The sequence below is a fragment of the Bacteroidota bacterium genome, assembly GCA_030706745.1.
Lineage (GTDB): Bacteria > Bacteroidota > Ignavibacteria > Palsa-1295 > Palsa-1295 > PALSA-1295.
On record JAUZNX010000010.1, the window covers coordinates 41,277 to 64,655 of the forward strand.

General features: G+C 53.9%; 25 protein-coding genes. 11 read left to right on the forward strand and 14 right to left on the reverse strand.

The features are described 5' to 3' along the window. Positions 1-139: 139 nt before the first annotated feature. The 8 genes from Q8902_11570 to Q8902_11605 all read left to right on the forward strand — a co-directional run bounded on the left by Q8902_11570 (position 140) and on the right by Q8902_11605 (position 8,876). The gene (locus Q8902_11570; GenBank protein MDP4200195.1) at positions 140-1,492 is read left to right on the forward strand and encodes an AAA family ATPase; all 1,353 of its coding nucleotides are present in this window, start codon (positions 140-142) and stop codon (positions 1,490-1,492) included. Next, a complete protein-coding gene (locus tag Q8902_11575; GenBank protein MDP4200196.1) occupies positions 1,479-2,687 on the forward strand; it encodes a metallophosphoesterase in 1,209 nt (402 codons plus the stop codon). Before Q8902_11570 ends, Q8902_11575 begins: the two co-directional genes overlap by 14 nt. A gap of 134 nt (positions 2,688-2,821) precedes the next feature. Further along, positions 2,822-3,415, forward strand: a complete 594-nt coding sequence (locus tag Q8902_11580) for a hypothetical protein (GenBank protein MDP4200197.1) — start codon at positions 2,822-2,824, stop codon at positions 3,413-3,415. Between the two features lie 280 nt (positions 3,416-3,695). Beyond that, a complete protein-coding gene (locus tag Q8902_11585; GenBank protein MDP4200198.1) occupies positions 3,696-4,568 on the forward strand; it encodes a DUF4263 domain-containing protein in 873 nt (290 codons plus the stop codon). 18 nt (positions 4,569-4,586) lie between these two features. Further along, on the forward strand, positions 4,587-6,119 hold the full coding sequence (locus tag Q8902_11590) for a VWA domain-containing protein (GenBank protein ID MDP4200199.1): 1,533 nt from the start codon (positions 4,587-4,589) through the stop codon (positions 6,117-6,119). 138 nt (positions 6,120-6,257) lie between these two features. Further along, positions 6,258-7,373, forward strand: a complete 1,116-nt coding sequence (gene dnaN / locus Q8902_11595) for a DNA polymerase III subunit beta (protein ID MDP4200200.1) — start codon at positions 6,258-6,260, stop codon at positions 7,371-7,373. A gap of 85 nt (positions 7,374-7,458) precedes the next feature. Next, entirely contained in the window at positions 7,459-8,592 is a 1,134-nt protein-coding gene (gene recF, locus Q8902_11600; protein MDP4200201.1) for a DNA replication and repair protein RecF, read from the forward strand. After that, the gene (locus tag Q8902_11605; GenBank protein ID MDP4200202.1) at positions 8,589-8,876 is read left to right on the forward strand and encodes a DUF721 domain-containing protein; all 288 of its coding nucleotides are present in this window, start codon (positions 8,589-8,591) and stop codon (positions 8,874-8,876) included. Before recF ends, Q8902_11605 begins: the two co-directional genes overlap by 4 nt. A 2-nt stretch (positions 8,877-8,878) precedes the next feature. Here the strand turns inward: Q8902_11605 and Q8902_11610 are convergent, their stop codons facing one another. The 5 genes from Q8902_11610 to Q8902_11630 all read right to left on the reverse strand — a co-directional run bounded on the left by Q8902_11610 (position 8,879) and on the right by Q8902_11630 (position 13,800). Beyond that, positions 8,879-10,321: a GWxTD domain-containing protein gene (locus tag Q8902_11610; protein ID MDP4200203.1), complete on the reverse strand. Its 1,443-nt coding sequence runs from the start codon at positions 10,319-10,321 to the stop codon at positions 8,879-8,881. Positions 10,322-10,387: 66 nt separating this feature from the next. Further along, positions 10,388-10,771 (reverse strand): hypothetical protein, encoded by a 384-nt coding sequence (locus Q8902_11615; GenBank protein MDP4200204.1) that lies wholly within the window; start codon positions 10,769-10,771, stop codon positions 10,388-10,390. 158 nt (positions 10,772-10,929) lie between these two features. Then, positions 10,930-11,868 carry a hypothetical protein gene (locus Q8902_11620; GenBank protein MDP4200205.1) on the reverse strand — a complete coding sequence of 313 codons (939 nt, stop codon included), beginning with the start codon at positions 11,866-11,868 and terminating at the stop codon, positions 10,930-10,932. Beyond that, on the reverse strand, positions 11,865-12,773 hold the full coding sequence (locus tag Q8902_11625) for a T9SS type A sorting domain-containing protein (GenBank protein MDP4200206.1): 909 nt from the start codon (positions 12,771-12,773) through the stop codon (positions 11,865-11,867). Before Q8902_11625 ends, Q8902_11620 begins: the two co-directional genes overlap by 4 nt. Before the next feature lies 1 nt (position 12,774). Beyond that, positions 12,775-13,800, reverse strand: coding sequence for a T9SS type A sorting domain-containing protein (locus Q8902_11630; protein MDP4200207.1), 1,026 nt, complete (start codon positions 13,798-13,800; stop codon positions 12,775-12,777). Positions 13,801-14,198: 398 nt separating this feature from the next. On the opposite strand from Q8902_11630, the gene Q8902_11635 reads away from it, so the two are divergent. Beyond that, positions 14,199-15,251 carry an AI-2E family transporter gene (locus Q8902_11635; protein ID MDP4200208.1) on the forward strand — a complete coding sequence of 351 codons (1,053 nt, stop codon included), beginning with the start codon at positions 14,199-14,201 and terminating at the stop codon, positions 15,249-15,251. Positions 15,252-15,292: 41 nt separating this feature from the next. Next, a complete protein-coding gene (locus Q8902_11640; protein MDP4200209.1) occupies positions 15,293-15,607 on the forward strand; it encodes a hypothetical protein in 315 nt (104 codons plus the stop codon). On the opposite strand, the gene Q8902_11645 is transcribed toward Q8902_11640, so the two are convergent. From Q8902_11645 to floA, 6 genes are all read right to left on the reverse strand, one after another. Continuing rightward, positions 15,565-16,461, reverse strand: a complete 897-nt coding sequence (locus tag Q8902_11645; GenBank protein ID MDP4200210.1) for a fatty acid desaturase — start codon at positions 16,459-16,461, stop codon at positions 15,565-15,567. The genes Q8902_11640 and Q8902_11645 overlap by 43 nt on opposite strands. Positions 16,462-16,572: 111 nt before the next feature. Next, positions 16,573-17,424, reverse strand: a complete 852-nt coding sequence (locus Q8902_11650) for an isoprenyl transferase (GenBank protein MDP4200211.1) — start codon at positions 17,422-17,424, stop codon at positions 16,573-16,575. A gap of 16 nt (positions 17,425-17,440) precedes the next feature. Then, positions 17,441-17,644 (reverse strand): hypothetical protein, encoded by a 204-nt coding sequence (locus tag Q8902_11655; protein MDP4200212.1) that lies wholly within the window; start codon positions 17,642-17,644, stop codon positions 17,441-17,443. A gap of 24 nt (positions 17,645-17,668) precedes the next feature. Continuing rightward, on the reverse strand, positions 17,669-17,839 hold the full coding sequence (locus Q8902_11660; GenBank protein MDP4200213.1) for an NUDIX domain-containing protein: 171 nt from the start codon (positions 17,837-17,839) through the stop codon (positions 17,669-17,671). Then, positions 17,836-19,188 (reverse strand): phosphoglucosamine mutase, encoded by a 1,353-nt coding sequence (glmM, locus tag Q8902_11665; GenBank protein MDP4200214.1) that lies wholly within the window; start codon positions 19,186-19,188, stop codon positions 17,836-17,838. Before glmM ends, Q8902_11660 begins: the two co-directional genes overlap by 4 nt. 73 nt (positions 19,189-19,261) lie before the next feature. Beyond that, entirely contained in the window at positions 19,262-20,281 is a 1,020-nt protein-coding gene (gene floA, locus Q8902_11670; protein MDP4200215.1) for a flotillin-like protein FloA, read from the reverse strand. A gap of 602 nt (positions 20,282-20,883) precedes the next feature. Here floA and Q8902_11675 point away from each other — a divergent pair. Further along, positions 20,884-21,858, forward strand: a complete 975-nt coding sequence (locus Q8902_11675; protein MDP4200216.1) for a hypothetical protein — start codon at positions 20,884-20,886, stop codon at positions 21,856-21,858. Positions 21,859-21,946: 88 nt separating this feature from the next. Here the strand turns inward: Q8902_11675 and Q8902_11680 are convergent, their stop codons facing one another. From Q8902_11680 to Q8902_11690, 3 genes are all read right to left on the reverse strand, one after another. Continuing rightward, positions 21,947-22,264 carry a hypothetical protein gene (locus Q8902_11680; GenBank protein MDP4200217.1) on the reverse strand — a complete coding sequence of 106 codons (318 nt, stop codon included), beginning with the start codon at positions 22,262-22,264 and terminating at the stop codon, positions 21,947-21,949. After that, the gene (locus Q8902_11685) at positions 22,261-22,869 is read right to left on the reverse strand and encodes an HNH endonuclease (GenBank protein ID MDP4200218.1); all 609 of its coding nucleotides are present in this window, start codon (positions 22,867-22,869) and stop codon (positions 22,261-22,263) included. The genes Q8902_11680 and Q8902_11685 overlap by 4 nt, the downstream gene beginning before the upstream one ends. Positions 22,870-23,036: 167 nt before the next feature. Further along, complete coding sequence (locus Q8902_11690) at positions 23,037-23,264, reverse strand: hypothetical protein (protein ID MDP4200219.1); 228 nt, start codon at positions 23,262-23,264, stop codon at positions 23,037-23,039. Positions 23,265-23,379 lie beyond the last annotated feature (115 nt).

Sequence of the window (23,379 nt, forward strand, 5' to 3'; positions counted from 1 at the left end):
TGAAGTGCTAACCTGCTATGACATACTGGCACGTTAGCACTTCTGCTTTTTTGGGGGCCGCCCAAAGCAACTTTCTGCCCTGCGTTGTGCATTTCAGGTGTTACACGAGGCGAGCTATTTCGCCCCTGCATCACCGTCCATGACTGAAGTCCAAATCCCGACTGCCACCAGCGTGTCCACCGCGATTCATTCTAATGGCGTGGCGCCCGATACCGGGGTCCTGATCGAATCGCTGAAAGCAGCGATTGATTTTGTGCAGGAGCGAGTGGTCAACCGCGAAGAGGTAATCGAGCAGATTTTTGTCGCGCTCCTCATTGGCGAGCACGTACTGATCGAAAGCCGGACTGGTGTTGGCAAGACACTGCTCGCCGAACAGGTCTTCCGGATGTTCGAAGGAGCCAGGACTTTCAAGGTCCAGGCCAGTAAGGAGCAGCAGCCCGATACGTATTTCGGAGGCCTCCTGCTCGAGGAGTTAAAGCAAGGCCGCATCATCCATAACACCGAAGGCTCGTTGGTCGAAAGTGAGTTCGGATTTATCGACGAGATCTTCGACGCCAATGATTACACGCTTCGCGCTCTGCTTTCGCTGCTGAACGAGCGCGAACTGGTTCGCGGTGTCCAGCGCAGACACGCGAATATTCACACGGTGATCGCCGCGACAAACTACCTGCGGCTCTCGGAAATCACCGAAGCGCTCATGGACCGCTTCTTGTTTAAAGCGCTCGTCCATCCGGATAAAGATGCGTTCTACCAATACAAAATATCTCAGCAATATCTGCGGAATCTTGGCAATACCATCGAGCCGCCGAACAAAATCCGGTATGCCGACCTTGCGTATGCGACGCATGTAGTACGTGGTGAGGTCCCGGAATACCCGATAACGATTAGTCCGGATCTTGTCTATTTTATGAATCTTGTGATTCGGCATTACGAGATCCAACGCAACCGGCTGTTGCAGGAACGGCCGCATGAATCACACTTGCGCACAAAGGATTTCTACATTTCGCCGCGGACACAGGCCAAGACGTTGGATGTCTTAAGAGCGATTGCATTTCTGCATGGCCGACGCTATACCGAGCGCGCCGATATTCAGAAGCTCTCATTGCTACTCTGCACGGCAGGGGTCGCCGAGGAAAAGACGCTGTTCCAACGGTCGTATGATACTTTAATGCAGTTGTATCAAGTTTCCGGCGCATTCGATCAGCTTTCCGCAATGCTCACGCTAGAAGATGTCTTGCGGCGCCTGAAGCACAATCCCAAACTCATGGCCCGGCCGCTCGACGAACTCGAAGGCGTACCGACGAAGCGCTCCATAGTTGCATGGGCGAAGGAGACACTGGGCGTTGCCGACGCTACGGCCGGCCACAAACGGCGTCTCGCCGAGGGATTTCTCGCCAGTATTCATCCCGCCACCGAGGATCTTAAGTCGCTAAAGGCCCACCTGGAAAAGGAAATCAAAGCTGTTTTTGTCGATCACGTTGAGCATTTCTAACGCAGAACTCGAGGTTCGCGAACGCCGCCGCGAACGCCGCCGGTCTTTCCTCATATTCTTCTCGATCGTCCTGGCCGTTTATGGATCGATCAATTATTATCTTTGCGTCCGGCTCGAGCAGTGCATTCCTTCGGACTCATGGTTCCATTTCGTCTTTTTGCCGCTCTTCTTGCTGGTTGCAATCAGCACACTCGTCGGGCAATATCTTGAGACCACGCACTCTTCCCTGCTGAGCGATTCTCTGACCTGGATCGGATCGTTCTGGCTCGGAATCATGAGTTGGTACTTTTTGGCGGCGGTTCTGATCGATCTGGTTAGGCTCCTGGATTATGGCCTTGGCTTTCTGCCCGCTGCGTGGTACGTCCATGCTGCGGAGACAAAGGAGTGGGTAGCAGGCATCGCGAGCGTTGTGATTTTCGCTTCGATGATTCTGGGCTTCATCAATGCGCGACGCACACGAGTCCGCCCACTTACAATTTCCATCGACAAGGCCGGGACGCCTATGAAGATTGCAGCGATCAGCGATATGCACATGGGCACGCTGGTTGGACGTGGCATGGTCCGCCAGTTTGTTGCGAAGATCAATGCGCTCAAACCCGATCTCGTTCTGATGATTGGCGATCAGGTCGATGGCAATGTGCATCCGGTCATGCAGCTTGATCTGGGAAGCGAGTTGAAGAAGATCGAAAGCAAGTATGGAGTCTATGCGATCACCGGCAATCATGAGTATATCGGGAATGTCGAAACGGCATGCGCATACCTGGAAGCCCACGGCATACGGATGCTGCGCGATGAATGCGCTGATGTTGCAGGAATCTACCTCGTAGGGCGCGAGGACCGGGCTGCGAAGCAGTTCGCGCACTACGAGCGGAAGCCGCTGGCCGAGCTTGTTGAGCCACTCGATAAGTCGAAGCCAATCATTCTGATGGACCATACACCATTCCATCTCGAAGAGGCCGAGCAACATGGAATCGATCTTCAGCTTTCCGGCCACACGCACCATGCGCAGATCTGGCCCTTCAATTTTATCACAAAAGCAGTGTACGAGGTGAGCTGGGGATATAAACGAAAGGGCGCAACACACGTCTATGTCTCATGCGGCTCGGGAACATGGGGCCCGCCCATTCGGATTGGGAATCGACCGGAAATTATGGCGATCACGATGGAGTTCTCTTCTAAACAAATGTCTGAATAGCTGTCATTGCGAGCGGAACGAAGTGGAGCGAAGCGATCCCGTTCAGGAAAAACCTTTGGCTTCGCGGCAAGGGATTGCTTCGTCGGGCTTCGCCCTCCTCGCAATGACGCTTCGGTCGAATAGTTTAATCGCTTATGAAGAAAGTTGTCGTGCTCTCCGTGTTGTTTCTGTTACCAGCGGTCTCCTCATTCGGTCAATCCAGTGATTTCATGCAGAGAGACTCTCGATGGATGTTCGGGCTTGGATATCAACTCTCCGGCTCTAACCTGTTTCTGTTGTCCTGGCAAAGTCCCGATCAGAACCACTATGGCCGCTCGTGGCGTATCGAGCCGATGATTGGTGGAGGTTATTCAGATAACCTATCCAGCTATTACTCCATCTCGTCTTCACTCACGCTGGGTCTGGGAGCGTATCTTCGCTGGCGCGTTCGCGCGCCGTTCGACGATCTCTATTTTCAGATGGGACCGCGAGTGAGTGTGACGGGGAATCGCTCGACTTCGAGCGGCGACTTTTCATCACAATATCTTACAACATCGCTCTCCTTCCTGCTTGGACCGGAGTACGAGATCGATAAGTGGCAGCAGCATATGAGCATCGCCGGCTTTCTCTCGCTCGGTGGCTCCATCCGCGGTTGGGCGAAAGAATCGCCGAGTGATTATTCCCCTTCATCCTGGAGTTTCAATCTAGCCACCGGGACGGGGATTGTAGTCAGGTACTATTTCGAATGACAACATGGTATCAGAAACAAAGTGTTCAACTGCAGGATGCGAGCATATCTTCAATGACGATCCTGATGTTCAGCCCAGGCAACCATGCCCCGATTGTGGAGGCAAAGGACGCACATTCTCGCAGGAAATAAGCTTCACGGACGACTTCGAAGCTCCAGGACCCTCTGGCGGTTTCTTTTACCATGGTCTGAAGTGGCTTTATGAAATTATCATTTATCGTATCCTCCACGAGAAAGGCAAGGATGACATCGCCACAATTCTCGATCAGGCGTTAGAGCGATTGATCCCAGAGATCGAGGCAATACACTCCGAGCTGCCTTCAGAGGATGCTGGTGAAGACACAATAAAGGAGGCAATACAGGTCGTCCTGAATGAGAAGAATCGCAAATCCTACGTGTTGACACTTTACCTCCAAAGTGAGGGAGTAAAGCGAGCGATTGCAGAGCAAGACGCATCGCTGGCAGCATTCCACATGGCACATGCGATGGCCGCCAGGGCAATGATAATATTCATTGAAAAACTGCATCGACCTATTTGGCAGGGATATTCATTCGGCTATTCAGAGAGGTTCTTGTCAGATCTTAGGCGCGATTTGACTGCCGGTCACAGCGAAGAACACTGGCAGAAGAAGTTAACAGACAATCCCTTTCTGCTCACACTGCTCTTTGCTCATCCCGTTGTCGTTGTGGCACAAAAGGCATACGTCGGCGGAAAGACCGTAGAGAATCGAGATGGGATGATCGTGGATTATCTCGTCAAGAACGCGTTAACGGGCGGTTCAGCATTAATCGAGATTAAAAGACCAAACACCCCCCTACTCGGGAGCGAATATCGCAACGGGGTCTATAGCATACACGCGGAAGTTTCCGGCGCTGTCAACCAGGTATTAACTTATCGGAATCAATTGATTCTTGAATATTCTAGCATCACAATGAACAACGGGGAAGCTGATGCGGAGCAATATGAGGCCTTCAATCCCCCTTGCATTGTCGTCGCAGGCAACGTTTCCGACGAACTCAGTGATTCACAAAAGAGGCGGAGTTTTGAACTTTATCGGAATTCACTCGCTGGAGTTCAAATCATTGGCTACGACGAACTTGTGAAGCGGGCACAGGCCTTGACAGGTGCGTTCAAGGCTTCTTTCCCCGACTGATCCGCAACGAATCATAATATGTTTTCCGAGCGCGCATTATTTCCCGTCATGGAGGAGTTCGGCTTCTTCTCGCATATTTACGAGAGGCTGCCGGAAGACTTCACGGCTATCTTCGAAATTGCACGTGTGCTCGAAGATGAGATGAGCGCGCTCTCGAAACAAATTCGGGAGGTTGTCCGGCTACCGGCCGCCGGTGATTCGCAAAAGCGAGACAAGGCCGAGGACTTCCACCGGTATACACCCGCGGGCGATCGATACTCTGCCGATTTGATCACGAGCTATCATGATGTGGCTCGCATCTATCCGAACCAATTTCTGCTTCCGGATGAAGTGTTCATGCAGCGGCTCGCCTTGCGCGAACTCTGGATGCCAGTCGCCCGCACAGGGGTGATCCTGCCTGTCGATGACACGAGTGAAGGGTTTACGTTCGATAGCCGCAAACAGAAAGTTTATATCCTGTTCGATACATCGCAATCGATGTCCGCGCACCATCGGATTCACCTTGCGAAAGCGGTCCTCTATGTATTCCTGAAGCGCAATAAAGCAGAACTTGGACACATTAGTCTGCGGACGTTCGATGAGGAGGTCGGCGACGTCCATACCGCCGTGGATGAGTTGAGTTATCAGGCGCTGATGCGATATGTCCTGCGCGTAACGCACCTGGGCGAAGGGACCGTGCTGCAGAAAGCACTGATGACTGCTCTGGAGGATATCCAGCAGATGGAACATCTCTCGGGCGCGGAAATCCTGATCATTACGGATGGCGCGGTGCAACTCGATATGGAACTGCTCCGCTCCCGGATGGACGAGCATACACTGATCCATGCGGTCAAGATCGGGCATGTCGAGACATACGCCAGCGAAGCACAGATCGATGATATGATCGTGCGGGGACAAATCAAGGACCGAGCACTGGTAGACTTGCAAAAGCAAAAATCGGAAATCGAACACCAGCTTCGGGTAACCGAAGGTGCTGCGCGACGCCATCAACTCGAACAGATGCTCGCCGGTGTTCGCCGGCAGATCGGGCTTCATAAGGTGGCGTTCGGCCATGAACTCGAGCAGCTTTCGACAGTCTACGTGAATATCGACGATCTGGTTGAGACCGGATTATTCCTTGCCACCCCGGAGACCATTGGCGATCTCGAAGAGCTCGCGCGCGCGCTCGCCGCAGAAGCCGAGGAATTTCTGACTCCGGAATTGACCAAGAAAGTCGCTGTACTCTATGACCATCTGCAATTCCTGGAACGCTATGAAACGGATCCGGAACTTGCGGCGCGGCTGAAGGCAATCGACGAGCGGTTACGGAAGCTCCTGGCCCACGTGCTTGGAGATGCTTCGGAGCAAGTAGAAGGTGAAGCGGCTAATGGAGCCGTGCAATCCCAGGCGGCAGCGCTCCCCATGTCCGAAGAAGACGAGCAGGACCTCCGTTTCTTGCTCGAAGCCGGAGCCGCGATTGGCCGAAATTGGGGACTTTTGCTCCGTTGGCTCCTTCAACGGACGCGGATCGGAGCGCGTGCCATGGCGAGGCGATTGCGAATCAGAAGATAGGGAATTCAGTAGTTAATTTTCTGTTTCGGATTTTGTTGATAACATTCGGCTTCGTGCGGAGCCGGATTCCGTATTTTTGGATTCTATTACTCCGGCCACCCGGCCAATGAAAGCCCACCGTTTCTGTTTCTTTAGACCATGAAGTTCATCGCGCAGATTAAACCGCTCCAGGAGACTCTTTCCAAAGTCATCGCCGTCATTCCGGCAAAATCGACGCTGCCACAGCTCGAAACGGTTGCCGTTGAACTCAAAGGCAATCAGCTTTCCTTTACGGGGACCGATCTCGAAATTACTGTCGTCGCATCGATCGAGGTGACCGGCGTGAAAGATGGCACAGCAAACATCCCGGCGAAGCTCTTAAATGAGATCGTCCGTGCGTTGCCGGAGGGCGAACTGACGTTCACGCTCGATAAGACGACGAAACGCGCCCAACTGGAAACGGCGCAGGGCAACTACCAGCTATCGGTCGACGAAACAGCGCAGTTGCCTAATGCGCTCGCCGAGTTCAAGGCCGAAGGATCGATGACCGTCGATGCCGCAACGATACGCCGCCTGATTTCCAAAACACTGTTTGCCGTCAGCACCGACGAGTTGCGTCCGAGCATGATGGGTGTGCTCTTCCAGTTTTCTCCGGATGGCACACGCGCCGTTGCAACCGATGGCCACCGGTTGGTGCGGTTCTTCAATCCGGCACTCAAGACCGAATCGGAGCTCGATATTATTATCCCCGCGAAAGCACTGAATTTAGTTGCGAAATCCTTCGATGATAACGGAGAGCTCTCGCTGAGCTTCAGTCCATCCCACGTGCAGTTTCAGTCCGGAGATACCACGGTACTCTCGCGGCTCATCGATGAACGGTATCCGAATTACGAAGCCGTGATTCCGCGCGAAAACGACAAGCTGCTCGTGATTTCCAAAGACGCGATGCTTCGTTCGGTTAAGCGCGTTTCGATCTTCGCGAATGCGAACACGCGTCAACTCCGATTCCAGTTAGGCAAAGACAAGATGGAAATTCTTGCTGAGAATTTCGATGCCGGCAACGAAGCCCACGAGCATATTCCCTGTGATTATGCCAATGATGCTCTGACAATCGGCTTCAATGGCCGCTTTATCGAAGATGCGCTTGCCCACCTGGATACCGACGAGATCTCGTTGAAGTTCTCGACACCAACACGTGCAGCCATTGTCGAACCCTCGGAGCAGAACGGCGAAGACTTGCTCATGCTGGTGATGCCAGTGCGATTGAATGGGTGATTTCCTGAGCCAGAATGAAAATGGATGATGTAGATTGAATTGATTCTATATCAATCTATTCCCATATCATCAAGGTTCAGATATCGTGCGCGCCGATTCACTGATTCTTCATAACGTCCGCAATCATACCTCGAAATCAATCGACGGCCTGGCGCCGGGCATCAACGTATTTGCGGGACCGAATGGCATCGGAAAGACCTCCGTGCTCGAAGCCCTGGCGCTCGCGACGCTCACAAAAAGCTTTGTGACGCACAGCGATACGTTACTCATCCGTGATGGCGAACAAAAGCTGGAGGTCGAGGCCCATTTTATTACTGATCTTGGCGTTAACTACACGGTTGAGGTCAAGATCGAATTTGGTCCGCCGGTGCGAAAGACAATCCTGGCCAACGCCGAGCGGATACGAGCATCATCGGACTTGATCGGGCGAGCCCCGGTCGTTGTGCTGACCCCGGACGAGAAGATTATTACCAGTGGCCCGCCGGCAGAGCGCCGCCGATTTCTGAACATGGTGCTCTCGCAAGCGAGCCATGCATACCTGGAAGATGAAATTGAGTATCGGCGCGCGCTTAAACAACGCAATGCGGTCCTGACTGACGCAAAACTCCAGCGACGTCCGGCGCAGATGGTACAGGCCGCTCTGCTGCCATGGACAGCGATCGCGCTCGAACGTGGCGAGCGCATTATGCGGCGCAGAGCCGAATTCGTTCGGGAATTTCGCGGACCGTTGCTTGATTCGTATCGCACGCTCGCCAGCACGAATGAATCGCCTTCGCTCGATTATCTGCCAATGGGCAACAGTTCGGAAGCGCCCGACTTCCGCGCCTTCTTAGAACGCGCATCCGAACAGTGCGCCGCCGAGGAGCTTCGCCGCGGCACGACGCTATTCGGTCCGCACCGCGATGACATCCGGCTTTCGATCAATCCGGGACAGGAAGCGAAGGATTATGCCTCGCAAGGTCAGCACAAAACGCTGCTCGTCGCGATGAAACTTGCGGAGTTCCAATATCTCCGCGATGCAACGCGCGAAACGCCAATGCTTCTCTTCGATGATGTGTTCAGCGAATTGGATGATGAGCGCGCGCGCGCCGTGCTGGCACTGGCAGCGTCGGGCGCTCTCGGACAGACGTTCATTACCACAACCGAAGTGGCACGGTTTGAACGAGAACTTTATACCACTGAAGGCACGAACCGTTTGATTATTTTTGCACGATCATGAGACCGCCCCAATTGCTCGGCGAGGCGATCGCGGAAGCGCTCAAGCACTTTGGCCTCGATGCCAAAGCGCGCAACTACCACGTGCTGACGAATTGGGCCGAAATCGTTGGCGAGACAATCGCCCAATCGACACACGCCGAAAAACTGGAGCGTGGCGTGCTCACCGTTCGCGTCGTGAATGCCGCGTGGCGCTACGAGTTGACCATGCGCTCCCGTGAGATCCTGCGAAAGATCGCGGATGCCTGCGGCGATGATGTCGTGAAGGAAATCCGCTGGAAATCCTGAGACTATTGTTTTAGGGCTAAATTCTCGATGTTAGTCAGGCGGTACTCGCCGCGATGTCCGGGGTCTTCGAACCGGAATATCCTTCCGACATTGTTCGAGTAGGTCCACGTCTCGACCGGCGACTCACCCGGAACGAACGTGCGGTCCACGTTGCTGGGCGCCCCATAGAGGAGATAAATCTTCCCTCGATCGGTCATCACGCCATTGAGCAGGCGCGATGTGGCGAAATTAAAGTCTGCATAATCGACCCGCTGATAAAACGCGGCCATTCGCTCGTTGTAGGCCGTGCCGGGTGTTGGGTCCTGTGTTTTCCAGTACGCGTAGAGCTTTTGGACTTGTTCCTGCTTGCTGCCACTCGCAATTTCGGTTGCCTGTTCCTTGCTCAGGATATGTGTGAGCGGTTCGATCGCATCTGCCGGATCTTCGAGCGAGAGCGGCATCCCCTGCCACACGATCATCGCCGTGCTGGTCCGTTCACGTTCCGCGGCACCCGCCTGGACACGTACTGTGATTTCGTACTTGCCCTGATCGAATTTCTGTCCGGGAATCGTCATCAGCGCAGTCCATGTCCCCTTCCCTGCTTGTGGCACGAGAGCGTACGTCAGTGTGCTTCCGGCGCTTTTGAATTCGAACGTCTGGTCCTTACGGAGATCCGCGGCCGTTAACATCACATGTCCGCGATCGCCGGTATCGGATGGATTGATCGCATTCGCGATCTGCCGGACGCGGACATCCACGGATGGCGCACCATGCAGCGTATCGGCAATCTGGATCGGCACGGAGGCGATCACGTCCCGGCTGAACATATACGTATTGCCATGCGCCGACGCCGTTGCCTCGGAACCGCTCATGTTGTCGATCAACATGAGATCGCCGATGCCGATACCGTTGGAGTCCGGCGTATTCGTATAGGCCCGCGCGAGGAGCGGTGTCGTAATTGGCGCCATCATCAAATGGTCAATGTCATCGCGGACTTCAATGCGCACGGCATAGCGCATTTTCGGATTGAGATTGGGAATATCCATGTGAAGATCGGCGGTGTGCCAATCGTTCTTCGCCGTCGATTGCTCGAACGTGCGGACGTAGATCGTATCGATTCGATCGCGCGAGATGACCGGTTGTGCGTTGCCTTCCTCGGTCACCAGGACCGTGACATCGCGAATGGCGTAGTACGCGCCCCGCGCGGCATCGCCTGAGCGGAGGAACGAGAACATCGAGCTGGCCGTGGCCAGTCGGACATCGAGCGCGCGGCCATCGGCTGACTGAAGCACGCTCGACATGAGCGGATTGCCGTAATCGAAATACTGACGCGAGTCATGCGCGTGCATCCGCGAGTGCGAGCCATAACCATGGCCGCCGGACTGCGCGAGCGCGTGCGGAGCGAGTGCCAGTGCGGGCAGAGCGGCCAGACTGGCCAATAACAGAGCGTTTCCTAACTTCATCATCCTACAGTTCCTCCTGGGATACTAACAATCGGCGATCCTAAAATCTTAATTCCAAATTCTTCATTCCTAATTGTTCTTCGCGCCTTCGAGCACCCAGACTTTGATCCCATTTCGCTGGTTGTCGTTCGCAAGGAACGCGCCCGCATGATTTTCCCTGGCGTACATCACGCTGACGATCGGAGAAGTCAGCGTGTCCCCCGGCTGGCCGACCACATCGCGAACGCCGACCCAGGATGTCATATCCTTTGCGCCTTTATCGATGGCCGAGCCATCGTGGCAGTGCGACGTATTGCACGCAAGCGTGAGGTACGGCGCGACCTGCGCGTGATAGCTCACGCCCGAAGCCGGAAAGATGATGTCGGTTGGGCTCGTGATGTCACTCGAAGAACAGCCGGCCCACGAAAGGCAGAAGGACGAGATAACAGCCACGCGGGCGAGCGATTTGTTCACGGATAGTATGCAACTTGTGCCTGGAACCATGTCATTCCATATTACGGATGAATGATTCCTTATTCAGCCGATAGCACAAAGAAATGCCCCTCACGTGAGCCGGAAGGGGCAATTACAGGCTGGCGCCGAACCGCGTCCGGCGCCGATGACGCGGGATGCTATTCTTTTACAAGCATCACCGATTTCACATCCCGATTATGATAGGCAATGCGTGCGAAGTACGCGCCGGCGGGCAGCTTCGAGCCATCGATCTCAAACGTATGCTGTCCCGGTTCGAGCACCTGGCCAATGCCGTTGCTCGTCACCACATTGCCCAACGCATCGAACAGCTTGAACTCTACCAGCCCATAATCCGCAAGATCGAAGACAATCTCCGTCGCACGGGTGAATGGATTCTCCGTGGCGCGAAGTGTTGAGATGCGTGGCTCACCATACTTTTGAGGCCCAACGGCAGAGGCATATTGCGGGCCGCGAAGGATCGAGAGACCGATCGAATCGATCGACGGAATGTTCGTGTCAGGCCGCGCTTCAGTCAGGCTGTCCTTCACGGTGTCACGCCAGATTTTATTTCGAAAGGCAACCGCACCAGATTCGCCATCATAGAGGAACCTGGCGCCGCATTTGTTATGCGACACGAGATACCGTATGACCGCAATGGCACCATTGGGATAGATGCCATGTCCTTCAAAGTAATTGAAGCACTTGATAATACCTTGGACGTCCCTGCAATACCACATGGAATCCGTTCGTAGGTATAGCACGGACTTAAGCCACTCTCGAAACTCAGGGTATGCACGGGCTGGATTGCCTCGGCCATCGTTATCGCCATCAGCAGCGTCAAATTCGCCAAGCGCCATCCAGTCATCGTGACAAAGAGTTAAGTAGTACCGCACCGTGTCATAAGCTGTTTGATATTGACCCACATTGCTGTAAGCCTCCGCTTTATTCATGAGGCGCCTGCATTCGGACGTATCAAATGTGGAATCCGGTTTCGTGCCATGTGCCACGAAGTGGTACTTCGCCGATTTCGCAAGCGGCACATGGCCCGGAAGTACCACTTCCGGGCACACAAGCAGCGCGATGAGTAATGCGATCATTCTTTTACAAGCATCACCGATTTCACATCCCCGTTGTGGAACGCCACGCGCGCGAAGTATGCGCCGGCGGGCAGCTTTGCGCCGTCGATCTCAAACGTATGCTGACCCGGCTCGAGCACTTGTCCCAGGCCGCCATTGCCCGCGACGAGATTGCCAAGCGCATCGAAGAGCTCGAACTTGACGAGACCATAGTCCGCAAGTTGGGCAACGATCTCCGTTGCCTTTGTAAAGGGATTCTCCGTGGCACGAATAGATGTTACGCGCAGATCGGTGCCTTTCGCGCGCGTGGTTACTTCGGAGAATTCCGGCCCGCGAAGAATAGACAGGCCGAGCGAATCAATCGAAGGGATTGTCGTGTCGGGTCCCGGCTCGTGGAGGCTATCCTTTACCGTGTCCCGCCAATGAGTATAGATATAGCGGATACCATTGGTATCCTTATAATGAAAGTTTGCTGTAACTACGGAATCGCAGTGCCCATGTTCTACGACATAGCGAGCAATCGCAACCACACCGTTCATGTACAAGCCCTTACCAGGGTAGTAGTCCATCGACGTGAGGATATCCCAGACATCCGCGCAGTACCAGGCAGAATCCAGTCGCAAGTATAAGACGGATTTCAGCCACGCGCGAAACTCGACAAAATTGTTTGGATCCGTGCTCCGTTCTTGATTCTCACCAATGAGGTCATTGAAAGCAGCTTCAGAGCCAAGGGTGTCGTAACAATGTTCGAGATACAAACGGGTTGTATCGTAGGCGTAGGTCTTACTGTCCTGAGAAGTAGGATTCAACAGGATGAAATGTGCACGGTCAATAAGATAGGCGCAAGTGTCTGGTACAGCCTGCGCTCGCGTTTCCGAAAGCGGAAGCGCGAGCAGCAAGGCCACGATAAATAGTGCGTGTTTCATGTTATTCCTTGTTTAGCATAATCGTCTTCACATCCCCATTATGATAGGCAATGCGGGCGAAGTACGTGCCCGATGGCAGCTTTGAGCCATCGACTTCGAAGGTGTGCTCACCGGGTTCGAGCACTTGGCCCAGGCCGCCATTGCTCGCGACGAGATTGCCCAGAGCATCGAAGAGCTCGAACTTGACAAGTCCATAGTCCGCAAGCTCTACCACGATCTCCGTTGCCTTTGTAAACGGATTCTCCGTAGCCCGAATAGAAGTCACGCGCAGATCGGTGCCTTTAGGGCGCGTGGTTACTTCCGCATATTCCGGCCCGCGAAGAATAGAGAGGCCAATGGAATCGATTGAGGGGATTGTCGTGTCGGGACGCGGTTCGCGCAAACTATCCTTGACTGTGTCGCGCCAGATAGAATAGATCATGGGGATGCCAGTTGAATCCGCGAGACGAAAGTCTGCCATCACCCCCGTGTCGCAATGAGAATGCTCCAAAACATACCGGGCAATGGCTATCTGACCGTTAATGTAAAGTCCCTTTCCCGGGTAGTATATGAAGGTATGAAGTATGGACCCAACATCCGAACAATACCAATCGGAATCTGGCCGTAGGTACAACACCGATTTCAGCCATTCCCGGTATTCGACGAAGCGGTTTGGATCTTTACTCCTATTCTGGTTCGCGGCGTCGGTGGTACAGAAGTTGCCTTCCGCGCCCGGAAGTTCATAGCAGTTTTTCAGGTAGAGTTTGGTGGTATCGTAGCATTGCTGGTAATAACCGTCATGGAGTAGGGCACCCGAAAGATTGTTCAAATAGGTGCAGGTATCGACTTCGCCAAGCATGGAGAGAGGAAGATTCCCCTTTTTCTCAGAAGTAGGCGGTTGGAAGTTGTGCCGGACCGGTATCAACGTCTGTGCTTGCGGCGCCTGCAGGGATAGTATTAGTGTTGCGCATGCGACGATCATCACGCGAACGGATTCAAGTACTCTGCGGAGGCAGTCCATCTCCCGATAACTATTGACTTTTCTCATAACACAATTAGCATTAGGATATGAACGAATCGGAACGGGCGTAGGGAGCCGGTGTCAGGGCTGGCGGGAACGCAAAATGGGGCCAGAGCGGGCATCGGGACAAGCGTCGTCCGAAGCAACCGCCGCTAATATACGAACAATTTTCGAGAATTATTTAGAAAAAGATTGAGATCGGAGTACCAATCTTATTTGCATGTGCTATATTGGTTCGCCTTGTGATGTGCACCTATTGCTCATTGAAAAATCGGTTCGCGCCCGCTTGGCTGGGACCTGTCGTTCATTAAATGACAATTCAAAAGAGAGAATTAAAGTATTACTTTAACTTTGGGCACCTGTTTTCAATTAGGAATTTTGAAAGCATAATTGGGTCGCTTGCGAATGAGGTATCTTTGTAGACAATGAATGACTCGATTCGGAGTGCTCCCCGCTCGATCACGATTCCGCTGACGATCCTGGCGCTGGTGGCGACCGGTGCTTCGCTGCATATCATGCAGCCAGTGCTGCTGCCACTTGTGGTGGCGTTGTTTCTGGCGAATCTGTTTCGGCCCATGGTGAAGTTCCTTCTAAGCCATCGGGTGCCGATGGCTCTGGCACTGATCGCGGTGATGATCGTGGTCGGCGGAATATTGATGGCGGTTGGGCTCGTGGCTATCTCGAGCCTTCAATCGCTCATCGCTGCCATGCCGCGCTATGCCGTCCGCTGGGACCACGACATCCTTCCCAGCCTGATGCGACTGCTGGACGATGCGCCTGCGGCCCTGCAGGATCAGGTACGGACGCTGGAGTGGTCGAAAATCGTGCAGGTTTCGGCGATCCTGGGAGTGCTCTATGCCGGGGCAGGAGGCTTCGTCTCGGTGCTCAGCGGCGTCGGGCTGATCCTGCTGTTCATGCTGTTTATCCTGGGTGGCTATGGCCTCTTCGAGCGGAAGATTCGAGTCGCCTATCCTGAGCACGCGACGAATCTTGCAGAGGTTATCAAGCGCATCGATGCAAAAACGGAGCGTTACTTCATCACGGTGACGCTGATGAACTTCATCAGCGGGCTGCTTACATTCGTGATCCTTGCGATCTTCGGCGTCGATCTTGCACTACTGTGGGGCCTCATCACGTTCCTCGTCAACTTCATCCCGACGATCGGTTCGATCTTCGCGCTGGTCTTGCCGGTTACAGTTGCATTTCTGCAGTTTGCGAATCCGGGCACACCGCTCGCCATGGCGATCACATTAATCATCGTGCAATTCATCTGGGGCAGCGTCGTAACACCACGTTTGATGGGCGCACGGCTGGATCTCAGCCCTCTGCTAGTGCTGATCTCGTTGATCTTCTGGGGATGGGTTTGGGGACCGTGGGGCATGATCCTATCGGTGCCGATTACCTCGATGATCAAGATCGCGCTGGAATCGGTGCCAGCCACGAAGCCAATCGCGGTACTAATGAGTTCGAAAACATAATCCGTTTCGAATTATTTACGCGATGAACAACTTATCCAATCGTGGGCGCAATTATTTATTGGGGTCTGATCCGGTTTTCCGTGGTGCTGGTTACATCGTGGCTGCTCTATGCCTACGTACCAATTTATGGCGATTGGTGGACCTTGTTCTTCGTGGCGGTCGCTGTCGTAGTGATTTATCCAGCCCAGATCGCATGGCGTAAGCACATGCGGGTCATCCGCCGAGCGAATCAGAATGCGTTATGCGCTACCTGCCGGCATCTCGCATCCCGCGAGGCGCTATGCAAGGTAACCGACGAGCATGTCCGGCGGGATTACACGCCTTGCGGTGGTGATGCCTGGGAACCGAGAGGATAACGATTTTGCATCCGCTCGAGACGCATCGAGTGTGTACGATACTTTGGGATTAGCGCACCGAGGAAATAATTTCTGCCGATATAGCCCCAGAAGCTTCGCTCGATCAAGGCCGGGGAAATTTTTTCTTCGACCTTGGCGTGGGCTTCGCGCGACTGGCTCCAATGCATGCCTGCACGCTCGTGATGGACGGTGTGAAGTCCGTTGTTGAACAACAAGGTGTTCAGGAATCCGACAAAATTTCGCGAGTGATTCCACTTTGACTGCTCATCGGCGTGGACGTGCTGCACGTAATTGAAAATCAGAACGCTGAACAGACCGACCTGCTGAGGCACAACGACATAAAGCAACGCTTTGCGCCAATCGATTATGGCGAAGACTGCAATCCACAGCACTAGCAGAAGATATTGCGAAAGGCAAAAGAGCGCATAAGACCGGTCTTCGACCCACTGCCGCTTGATATAATCTCGAATTGGCTTCTGCTGATAGTAGCTCGAAACGCTCGGATACGCGAGCAGCATCATCAGATGATTATGCTCGGTTAGACGGTAGGTGATTGTGTAATCGCCTTCACGGTTGTTGAGCGCATGATGATTCATGTTATGCGTTGGGATCCAGGCGAATGCAGGGAAGCCGTAGAAGATCGTGAGCCAGTAATCGGTCAGAGCATTCAGCGTTTTGTTACGCCAAATCGGTACGTGGTTATGGTTATGGGCGATCACCGTAACGGCAATCGAAAGAAATAGGTAAACAAAATACGCGAACGGATTGAACCCGTACACCCACTGAATTGCAAAGAGGCCAGTGGTCGCGACCATGTAAAGAAGGGTGCGCCGATCGGCGCGATAGCGAAGCAAGGAATTAGTAAATCGTGATTGGATAATCGCACACAGTAAAGACTGGAGCGTGACGACAAGTTGACATCTTTAGGACACGGGAGTCGCCGCTAAGGTTCTAATGCCAAGCTGTTACTTCGATGAAATAAACTTCTCGATGAAGGTGCGCTCATCGCCCGCCTCAGTCGAGGAACCGCGGAGTTGCTCGCCGGTCAGCCCAAAGCGTCGCTCCCGCGTTTGGTAATCGCGAATGGCTTCATACAAGTGTTCGCGCCGAAAATCAGGCCAGAAGGTCTTCGTTACATGAATTTCTGAATATGCTAACTCCCAGAGCAAGAAATTCGAGAGCCGCATCTCGCCACTGGTACGGACCAGCAAGTCGGGCTCGGGAATGGTCGAGGTCGTGAGCGCCGCGCGGATGGTCTCCTCGGAAATATCCTCCGGCGAGATTTTACCACTGCGAACATCGAGCGCGATGGACTGCATGGAACGCACCAAATCCCAACGGCCAGAATAGCTAAGCGCCAGAGTCAGCGTCAGTCCTTTGTTTTGCGATGTACGATCGATGGAATCGAACAACTCTTGCTGTACCAGTTTGGGCAAGGAATTAAGCTGGCCGATGGCGTTGAGTCGCACGCCGTTTTGGAGCATTTCACGAAGTTCTTCCCGCAGCATCTTGACGAGCAACCTGAACAGCATCGAAACCTCGCGCTTCGGGCGCTTCCAGTTCTCTGTCGAGAAGGCATAGACCGTGAGGAAACCGAGTCCCAACTCACGCGAGGCTCGGGTCACGTCACGGAGGCTCGCAATGCCAGCCTGATGCCCTGCGGCGCGCGGCAAGCCTCGTTCCTCGGCCCAGCGACCGTTGCCATCCATAATGACCGCAACATGCTGCGGCAGCTTGCCGCGCGCGCGAAGCTCCTGCTGGACGCGTTTGTCGTCCTGGGTCTGCTGATATGGCTCGGAGCTTAGGAATCGGCGCATTATGGGTCAAGAAGGCTTAGAACGTTCGAAGAATTCCGCGCTCGACAGTGAATGCATCTGCGATTCGTATCGCATGTCTTGGGTTCATCGGGCTTGGCAAATCATCCGCCGCGAAAAATCCAATCTCTGAAATCTCTTCGTCTGGATGCCACTCTTCTTGTATTATGATCGACGCTTCGACAAAGACTATGATCTCATCTTCTCCGGACTTCGAATACACCCCTATCACATGTCCAAGCTCAACTCAATAACCCGACTCTTCGATTACTTCGCGCTTCAGTACCTCTTCGATAGTTTCGCCGTGTTCGAACGCTCCGCCCCGCGTCGTCCAACTCTGGTTGCCATAGGCTAAGCGGACAAGAAGGATGCGATGCTCGTCGTCGAAGATGGCAGCGAAGACACCAATAGTCTTCATGCTCTCGCCTCGGCTAACAGCCCCTCTGCCTCAGCTTGTGTCGGCGCCTCGGCAATGATCCGAATGATAGGCTCGGTGTTGCTGGCTCGCGCATGCAGCCACGATCGCACGAAATCGAAGCGGATGCCGTCTTCTCGATTTACCTTTCTGGCGCGGCTGGCAAATTTGACGGATAGGTCAGATAGTACCGATTGAACTTGCTCCACGCTGGTAAGTTCAATCTTCGATTTCACAATCTCGTATTGCGGCAATGTTTTGCTCTTTTCGGAGATTGGCCCACCAAACTCCGAAAGCGCCGAAAGCGCCAACGCAACCCCGACCAGCGAATCGCGCCCGATGTGAACACTCGGCAGGATCACTCCCCCGCTTCCCTCGCCGCCAACGATCGCATGCTCCGATTGCATCTTGCGCGCCACGTTGATCTCCCCGACTGGAGTGCGAAAGACTTTCGCATCGTACTTCGCGGCGATGTCCTCGACGGCCCTTGTCGTCGAAAGATTCACCACGACCGACTGTCCTCGCGGTGAGTGCTTCAGCACTTGCTCTGCTGCCAGCACGATCGTATTCTCCTCTATGAACGGCTCGCCATTTTCCATGATGAGTACAAGCCTGTCCGCATCGGGATCCACCACGATTCCTAAATCCGCCTGCTCGCGAAGGATCGCTTCCTTCAGCGTCGTAAGATTTTCCGGCACCGGCTCGGGCCGATGGGGAAAGACTCCGGAGCCATCACAGGCGAACTCGACGATGTCCGCGACGCCAAGTGCATGCAATAATCTTGGCTGGATAAACGACCCCGAAGCATTCACACAATCGAGCACAACTTTGAAATTTCGTCGAGCGATCTTCTCCCGATCGACATACGGAATATCCAGCACCGCCTGAATATGCTCCTCGATAAAATCTCGACCATCAATGATCTGACCAACTTCATCAGGTGCTACCGATTGCGGAGACTCATCATCGACGATTTCCCAAAGCCTCGCATTCTCACCCGCATCGAGGAACAGCCCCGTCTGCGCGATGAACTTCATCCCGTTCCACTCTTGTGGATTGTGGCTTGCCGTGATGATGATCCCACCAGCAACTTCCGGCTTGGTTTCGACGGCCATCATGACCGTTGGCGTCGGCGCCATGCCGATCGACAAAACATCGCAGCCGCAGCTTACCAACGTCTGGCAGCAGATATCGTAATACGCCGCGCCACCAAGACGGCCATCGTACCCGACCGCGACGGTACCCTTATTGTCATTGAACGCCGCGAAACTCGCCGCGTACCGCGCGACGACTTCTGCCGTAAGGCCCTCGCCAACGGTGCCGCGAAGGCCGGAAATACTTCGTAGTAGCATGTTTCATGTAGTGTTGGGGCAAGCTCATGCTTGCCCCATGATGCAAGCTGGAGCTTGCATCTACACAGAACAACTACGACGTCGATTGCGTCGCACCCGGTGCCGGGGCATTGCCCGTGTCCGTCGCGCCGGTATCGGCGATCGACTTCCGCATGTTCGTATCCGCCTGGATATTCTGCATGTTGTAGTAGTCCAACACGCCAAGGTGTCCGGCGCGGAACGCCTCCGCGATCGACATCGGAATCTGCGCTTCCGCCTCGACCAGCTTCGCACGCATCTCCTGCACCCGCGCTTTCATCTCCTGCTCGGTCGCGACGGCGGCCGCTCTTCGCTCCTCGGCACGGGCCCGCGCAATCTTCAGCTCGGCTTCGGCCTGATCGCTCTGAAGCTTCGCGCCGATGTTATCACCGATGAAGACGTCGGCAATATCGATGGATAAAATCTCGAACGCCGTTCCGGCATCCAACCCTTTATCGAGCACCACTTTCGAGATGCGGTCCGGGCGCTCCAGCACTTCCTTGTGCGATTCGCTCGTGCCGATCGTCGTCACGATTCCCTCGCCCACGCGAGCCAGGATTGTCGCCTCACCCGCACCACCGACGAGGCGCTCGAGGTTCGCGCGGATCGTCACGCGCGCTACCACGCGGACCTGAATGCCGTTCTTCGCAACGCCCGGCACTTGCGGCGTCTCGATCACTTTCGGTGTAACCGAAAGCTTCACGGCTTCGAGCACATCGCGTCCGGCGAGATCGATCGCTGCGGCGCGATCGAAGTTCAGCTCGATGTTCGCTTTCGAGGCGCTGATCAGCGCCGCAACAACTTTCGGCACGTTACCGCCGGCCAGATAATGCGCTTCCAGCTTCGGAATATCCACCGGGATACCCGCCTTGAACGCCGTGATCTTCGATCGTACGATCACGTCCGGCGGCACTTTCCGGAGTCGCATGCCGACCAGATCGCTGAAGATCCGGACGTGCACGCCCGCCGAAAGCGCCGATACCCACAACCCAAGCGGGATAAAGTAGAGAAACAGGATCAGAAAAAACAGCGCCGCTACTACGATGAGTATCGCGGCTGGTCCGATTGCATTCATAAGAAGTGCTAAGGTGCTTTAGTGCTAAAGTGCTCAGTACAAACTTACGACTTATTCCCACCCTCCATTCCTAATTGCTCATTCCTAATTTCCTCGCTCCCCCTTCATCCCTCATCCTTCATCCCTCATCCTTACTCGCTCCCCAATTCGTCATCCCTCATCCTTATTGAAAACGGGTGCCCAAAGTTAAAGTAATACTTTAACTCTCTCTTTTGAATTGTCATTTAATGAACGCCCTCTCCGCCGATGCCTAAATTCGTCCCTTGATCCCCATTTCATATTTCATACTTCATATTTCATATCTTCCCCGAAAACAGGTGCCCATAATCCATCCTCTAACATACAACATTCCCCACCCCTCGCGCAAGGTGCCCATCAAAGAATTCACGAAGTTTTTTTCGCCTCGGAGTGAGAGGATCGCACCAGCCCCGGTGGGGCGAAATATTTGTAGCCGGGGTGGCGTAAGCCCCCGTAACAAGTTCGCCTATTGGATTCGAAGCCCCAGCGGGGCGGCATCTCGATGCGTACCTGCGCCTGCTTCTCGAACAACTCAGTGCACTCGCGTTTTGGGGGATTCATTTCGCGATGAACGCAAGTTCACTATGACAATGATTCAATATTGCTGTTCCTTAACCTTACTACTCTCGAGTTTCCTTCTTGTCGGGTGCAATGGCTCGGACCCGGTGAACGGTCCCAATGGCGGATCGAACCCCAACACCGAGCAACATGCAGGCAAATACCTCTTTGCTGCGACGGGTGATGGCATCTTCCGCTCGAGCGACGATGGCGCGTCATGGACCGAAATGGATAGCGGCGCCGGGCCCAAAGACTTTCGCTGTTTTGGGACGCAAGGTAATTACATCTTCGCCGGCTCGGAAGGCTACGGCATGTTCCGATCGTCCAACAACGGCGTTTCCTGGGACACCACCAACGCGCAAGGTCCTGCCACCAGGATTGCCGTTGCTATGCTGCAGTATGGCAAGCGCCTCTATGCAGCGGTGCCGCCCTGGGGTTTATACGCAACGACCGATGCTGGTAACTCATGGCAATACGCTGGCAGCGGAGGGTTCGAGGTACACTCGCTTGCTTCGAGTAGCGCGGGGCTCTTCATGGGTACCTCCGATAATGGCGTCTGGTGGTCAACAGATTCTGGCGGTTCCTGGGGCCACAGTGGGAGCGGCATGGATGGGTCCATCGTAAACGGACTCGCTGCCGAAGGATCGCGAGTACTGGCGGCGACAAGCACGAACGGGCTGTGGCGTTCGCTCAATGGCGCCCGCGTCTGGGAACCGGTTTCTTCTGTGGCGCCCTCGGACGCGCAGTTCAGCGCATTCTTCGATGGCGCTCACGCATACGTCGGGACTGTCTATGGCGTATTTGTATCCTCAGACACGGGGTCCACCTGGACGTACGCAACAGGATTGCCATCGAGCACGACCTATGCCTTCGCCGCTAACCATGGTTATGTCTTCGCAGCCGCGGGATATGTCTATCGATCGAGTGATAACGGCACGACATGGCAAGTGTGCAACAATGGACTCAAGGGCACTCCGATTTACGCATTTGGAGTTTGGTAATGAAGCCCCGCCGCGTAATCTAAGAGGCACAACAACCCCAGGCGATGCACTACGGAGCGAACAAGAAGCTCAGGCTTCTTGTCGCGGCCTAAATCACTTCAAGCACCAACTGATGTTGGAAGAAGACAGCGGACGGATCAAGGAATTGTTGCGCAAACTGCTTGACATCAGACAGTTCATCGCCGGCTAAGACAGGAAATACAGCGTCCGGCTCATGATAGGTCGGCTCTTTGTTGCCGAGCAACAACTCCCATTCGTCACCGTTGCGAAAAATAGTAGCAACGATATTCGCGCCTTCGCGAATACCGCGCTCATCAGCATCCGATCGATTATGGATCTGGAACTGAGGGATGGTATTGTAATCGTCATCCACAGGTTCAATTTTGATAATTACGAATTCACTCATTGCTTAAAAATGTTATTACGGTGAAATGCGAACGACTCAGGGTCTGCTTGAAATCGGTCCGCGGGCTTGATTGGCTGATCGGCTAAAGCAAGCAAGCCGACTTGGGCCAATTGGTTATCGGAAGGAATTGCCACTATACTGCTGACGATAATATGCCGCGTCTCATCGACTCCGAGAATACCCCGATCAAAGGCTCTATCGTGAAATGCGCAAAGCGCAATTCCATTGCGGGGATCAGCGCGAAGCTCCACGCTCACGCTCCATGGAATAATATGACTAGCAACCAGCATATCACTCATTCCTAAGCCGCAGAAGCAACAACTGAAATTGTAGCCTGAAAGAACTGTCCTTCGAAAGAAGGCTTGCACCATCCTTACATGCACGCTACGCAAGGTGTCCGTTGGACCTTCAGGTAATTCGGGAATCGTCGGCTCTTCAATTGAAAGAATCTTCTTTCGCGCTTCCTCACTTTCAATTGCCAGCGGTTCAGGTCTTTCGCTAAACTCCTCCCAAATTTCAACTTCCCCTTTGCCTCCGTGCGAAAGCCCTCCAACACCGCGGCTTTGTAGCGCTGGATCTAAACGGGCGAAGTTGCCGAGCTTCATCGAAAGAGCATTCGCACTGCGGCCAATGATCTCGGCCACATGAATAATTTTCGGATTCCGTGCCGAAATTTGAGGAAATGGGATTTCGCAGTACAGATTGAATGCTATGAGGAGTTCATCTCTTTGCCAATTGTCTCGCGCCATTCGAGTATTTTGAATGAAGTCCCTTAACCGTTTTGCTGGATAAGCTCAAACAAGGTATCCGGGAGATCAAAGTCCCACAATTCGGGATCAATTGCTTTTAGTGCATCACCGAAGGTTGAGCACCTTTGACTATTACCTCCCGTGATTAAGATAATATCGTTCTTGCCGAGCGGCATGATAAGCCGCGCAGCCTCTTTAAGCTGGTCGTTATCAAAGACAGTGTATTCAGCATCGCAGAAGCTTCTTCGCATCTCCGCCGGCAATTCGTCAACGTAATAGCGTTTCGTTGGTAGTCGCTGTTATGGTCTCCATCACCTATAGTACTAATATACAACTTTTTGCTGGTACTTTCATTTCCACGAAGCA

Excerpts from the sequence above, each read along its gene's own strand:
- Q8902_11620 (MDP4200205.1), bottom strand. The coding sequence starts at position 11,868 with ATGATCGCATTACTCATCGCGCTGCTTGTGTGCCCGGAAGTGGTACTT.
- Q8902_11605 (MDP4200202.1), top strand. The coding sequence starts at position 8,589 with ATGAGACCGCCCCAATTGCTCGGCGAGGCGATCGCGGAAGCGCTCAAG.
- glmM (MDP4200214.1), bottom strand. The coding sequence starts at position 19,188 with ATGCTACTACGAAGTATTTCCGGCCTTCGCGGCACCGTTGGCGAGGGC.
- Q8902_11690 (MDP4200219.1), bottom strand. The coding sequence starts at position 23,264 with ATGCGAAGAAGCTTCTGCGATGCTGAATACACTGTCTTTGATAACGAC.
- Q8902_11635 (MDP4200208.1), top strand. The coding sequence starts at position 14,199 with ATGAATGACTCGATTCGGAGTGCTCCCCGCTCGATCACGATTCCGCTG.
- Q8902_11570 (MDP4200195.1), top strand. The coding sequence starts at position 140 with ATGACTGAAGTCCAAATCCCGACTGCCACCAGCGTGTCCACCGCGATT.
- Q8902_11660 (MDP4200213.1), bottom strand. The coding sequence starts at position 17,839 with ATGAAGACTATTGGTGTCTTCGCTGCCATCTTCGACGACGAGCATCGC.
- Q8902_11630 (MDP4200207.1), bottom strand. The coding sequence starts at position 13,800 with ATGAGAAAAGTCAATAGTTATCGGGAGATGGACTGCCTCCGCAGAGTA.
- Q8902_11675 (MDP4200216.1), top strand. The coding sequence starts at position 20,884 with ATGACAATGATTCAATATTGCTGTTCCTTAACCTTACTACTCTCGAGT.
- Q8902_11680 (MDP4200217.1), bottom strand. The coding sequence starts at position 22,264 with ATGAGTGAATTCGTAATTATCAAAATTGAACCTGTGGATGACGATTAC.
- Q8902_11580 (MDP4200197.1), top strand. The coding sequence starts at position 2,822 with ATGAAGAAAGTTGTCGTGCTCTCCGTGTTGTTTCTGTTACCAGCGGTC.
- Q8902_11625 (MDP4200206.1), bottom strand. The coding sequence starts at position 12,773 with ATGAAACACGCACTATTTATCGTGGCCTTGCTGCTCGCGCTTCCGCTT.
- Q8902_11685 (MDP4200218.1), bottom strand. The coding sequence starts at position 22,869 with ATGAAGCTCGGCAACTTCGCCCGTTTAGATCCAGCGCTACAAAGCCGC.
- floA (MDP4200215.1), bottom strand. The coding sequence starts at position 20,281 with ATGAATGCAATCGGACCAGCCGCGATACTCATCGTAGTAGCGGCGCTG.
- dnaN (MDP4200200.1), top strand. The coding sequence starts at position 6,258 with ATGAAGTTCATCGCGCAGATTAAACCGCTCCAGGAGACTCTTTCCAAA.
- Q8902_11610 (MDP4200203.1), bottom strand. The coding sequence starts at position 10,321 with ATGATGAAGTTAGGAAACGCTCTGTTATTGGCCAGTCTGGCCGCTCTG.
- Q8902_11650 (MDP4200211.1), bottom strand. The coding sequence starts at position 17,424 with ATGCGCCGATTCCTAAGCTCCGAGCCATATCAGCAGACCCAGGACGAC.
- Q8902_11590 (MDP4200199.1), top strand. The coding sequence starts at position 4,587 with ATGTTTTCCGAGCGCGCATTATTTCCCGTCATGGAGGAGTTCGGCTTC.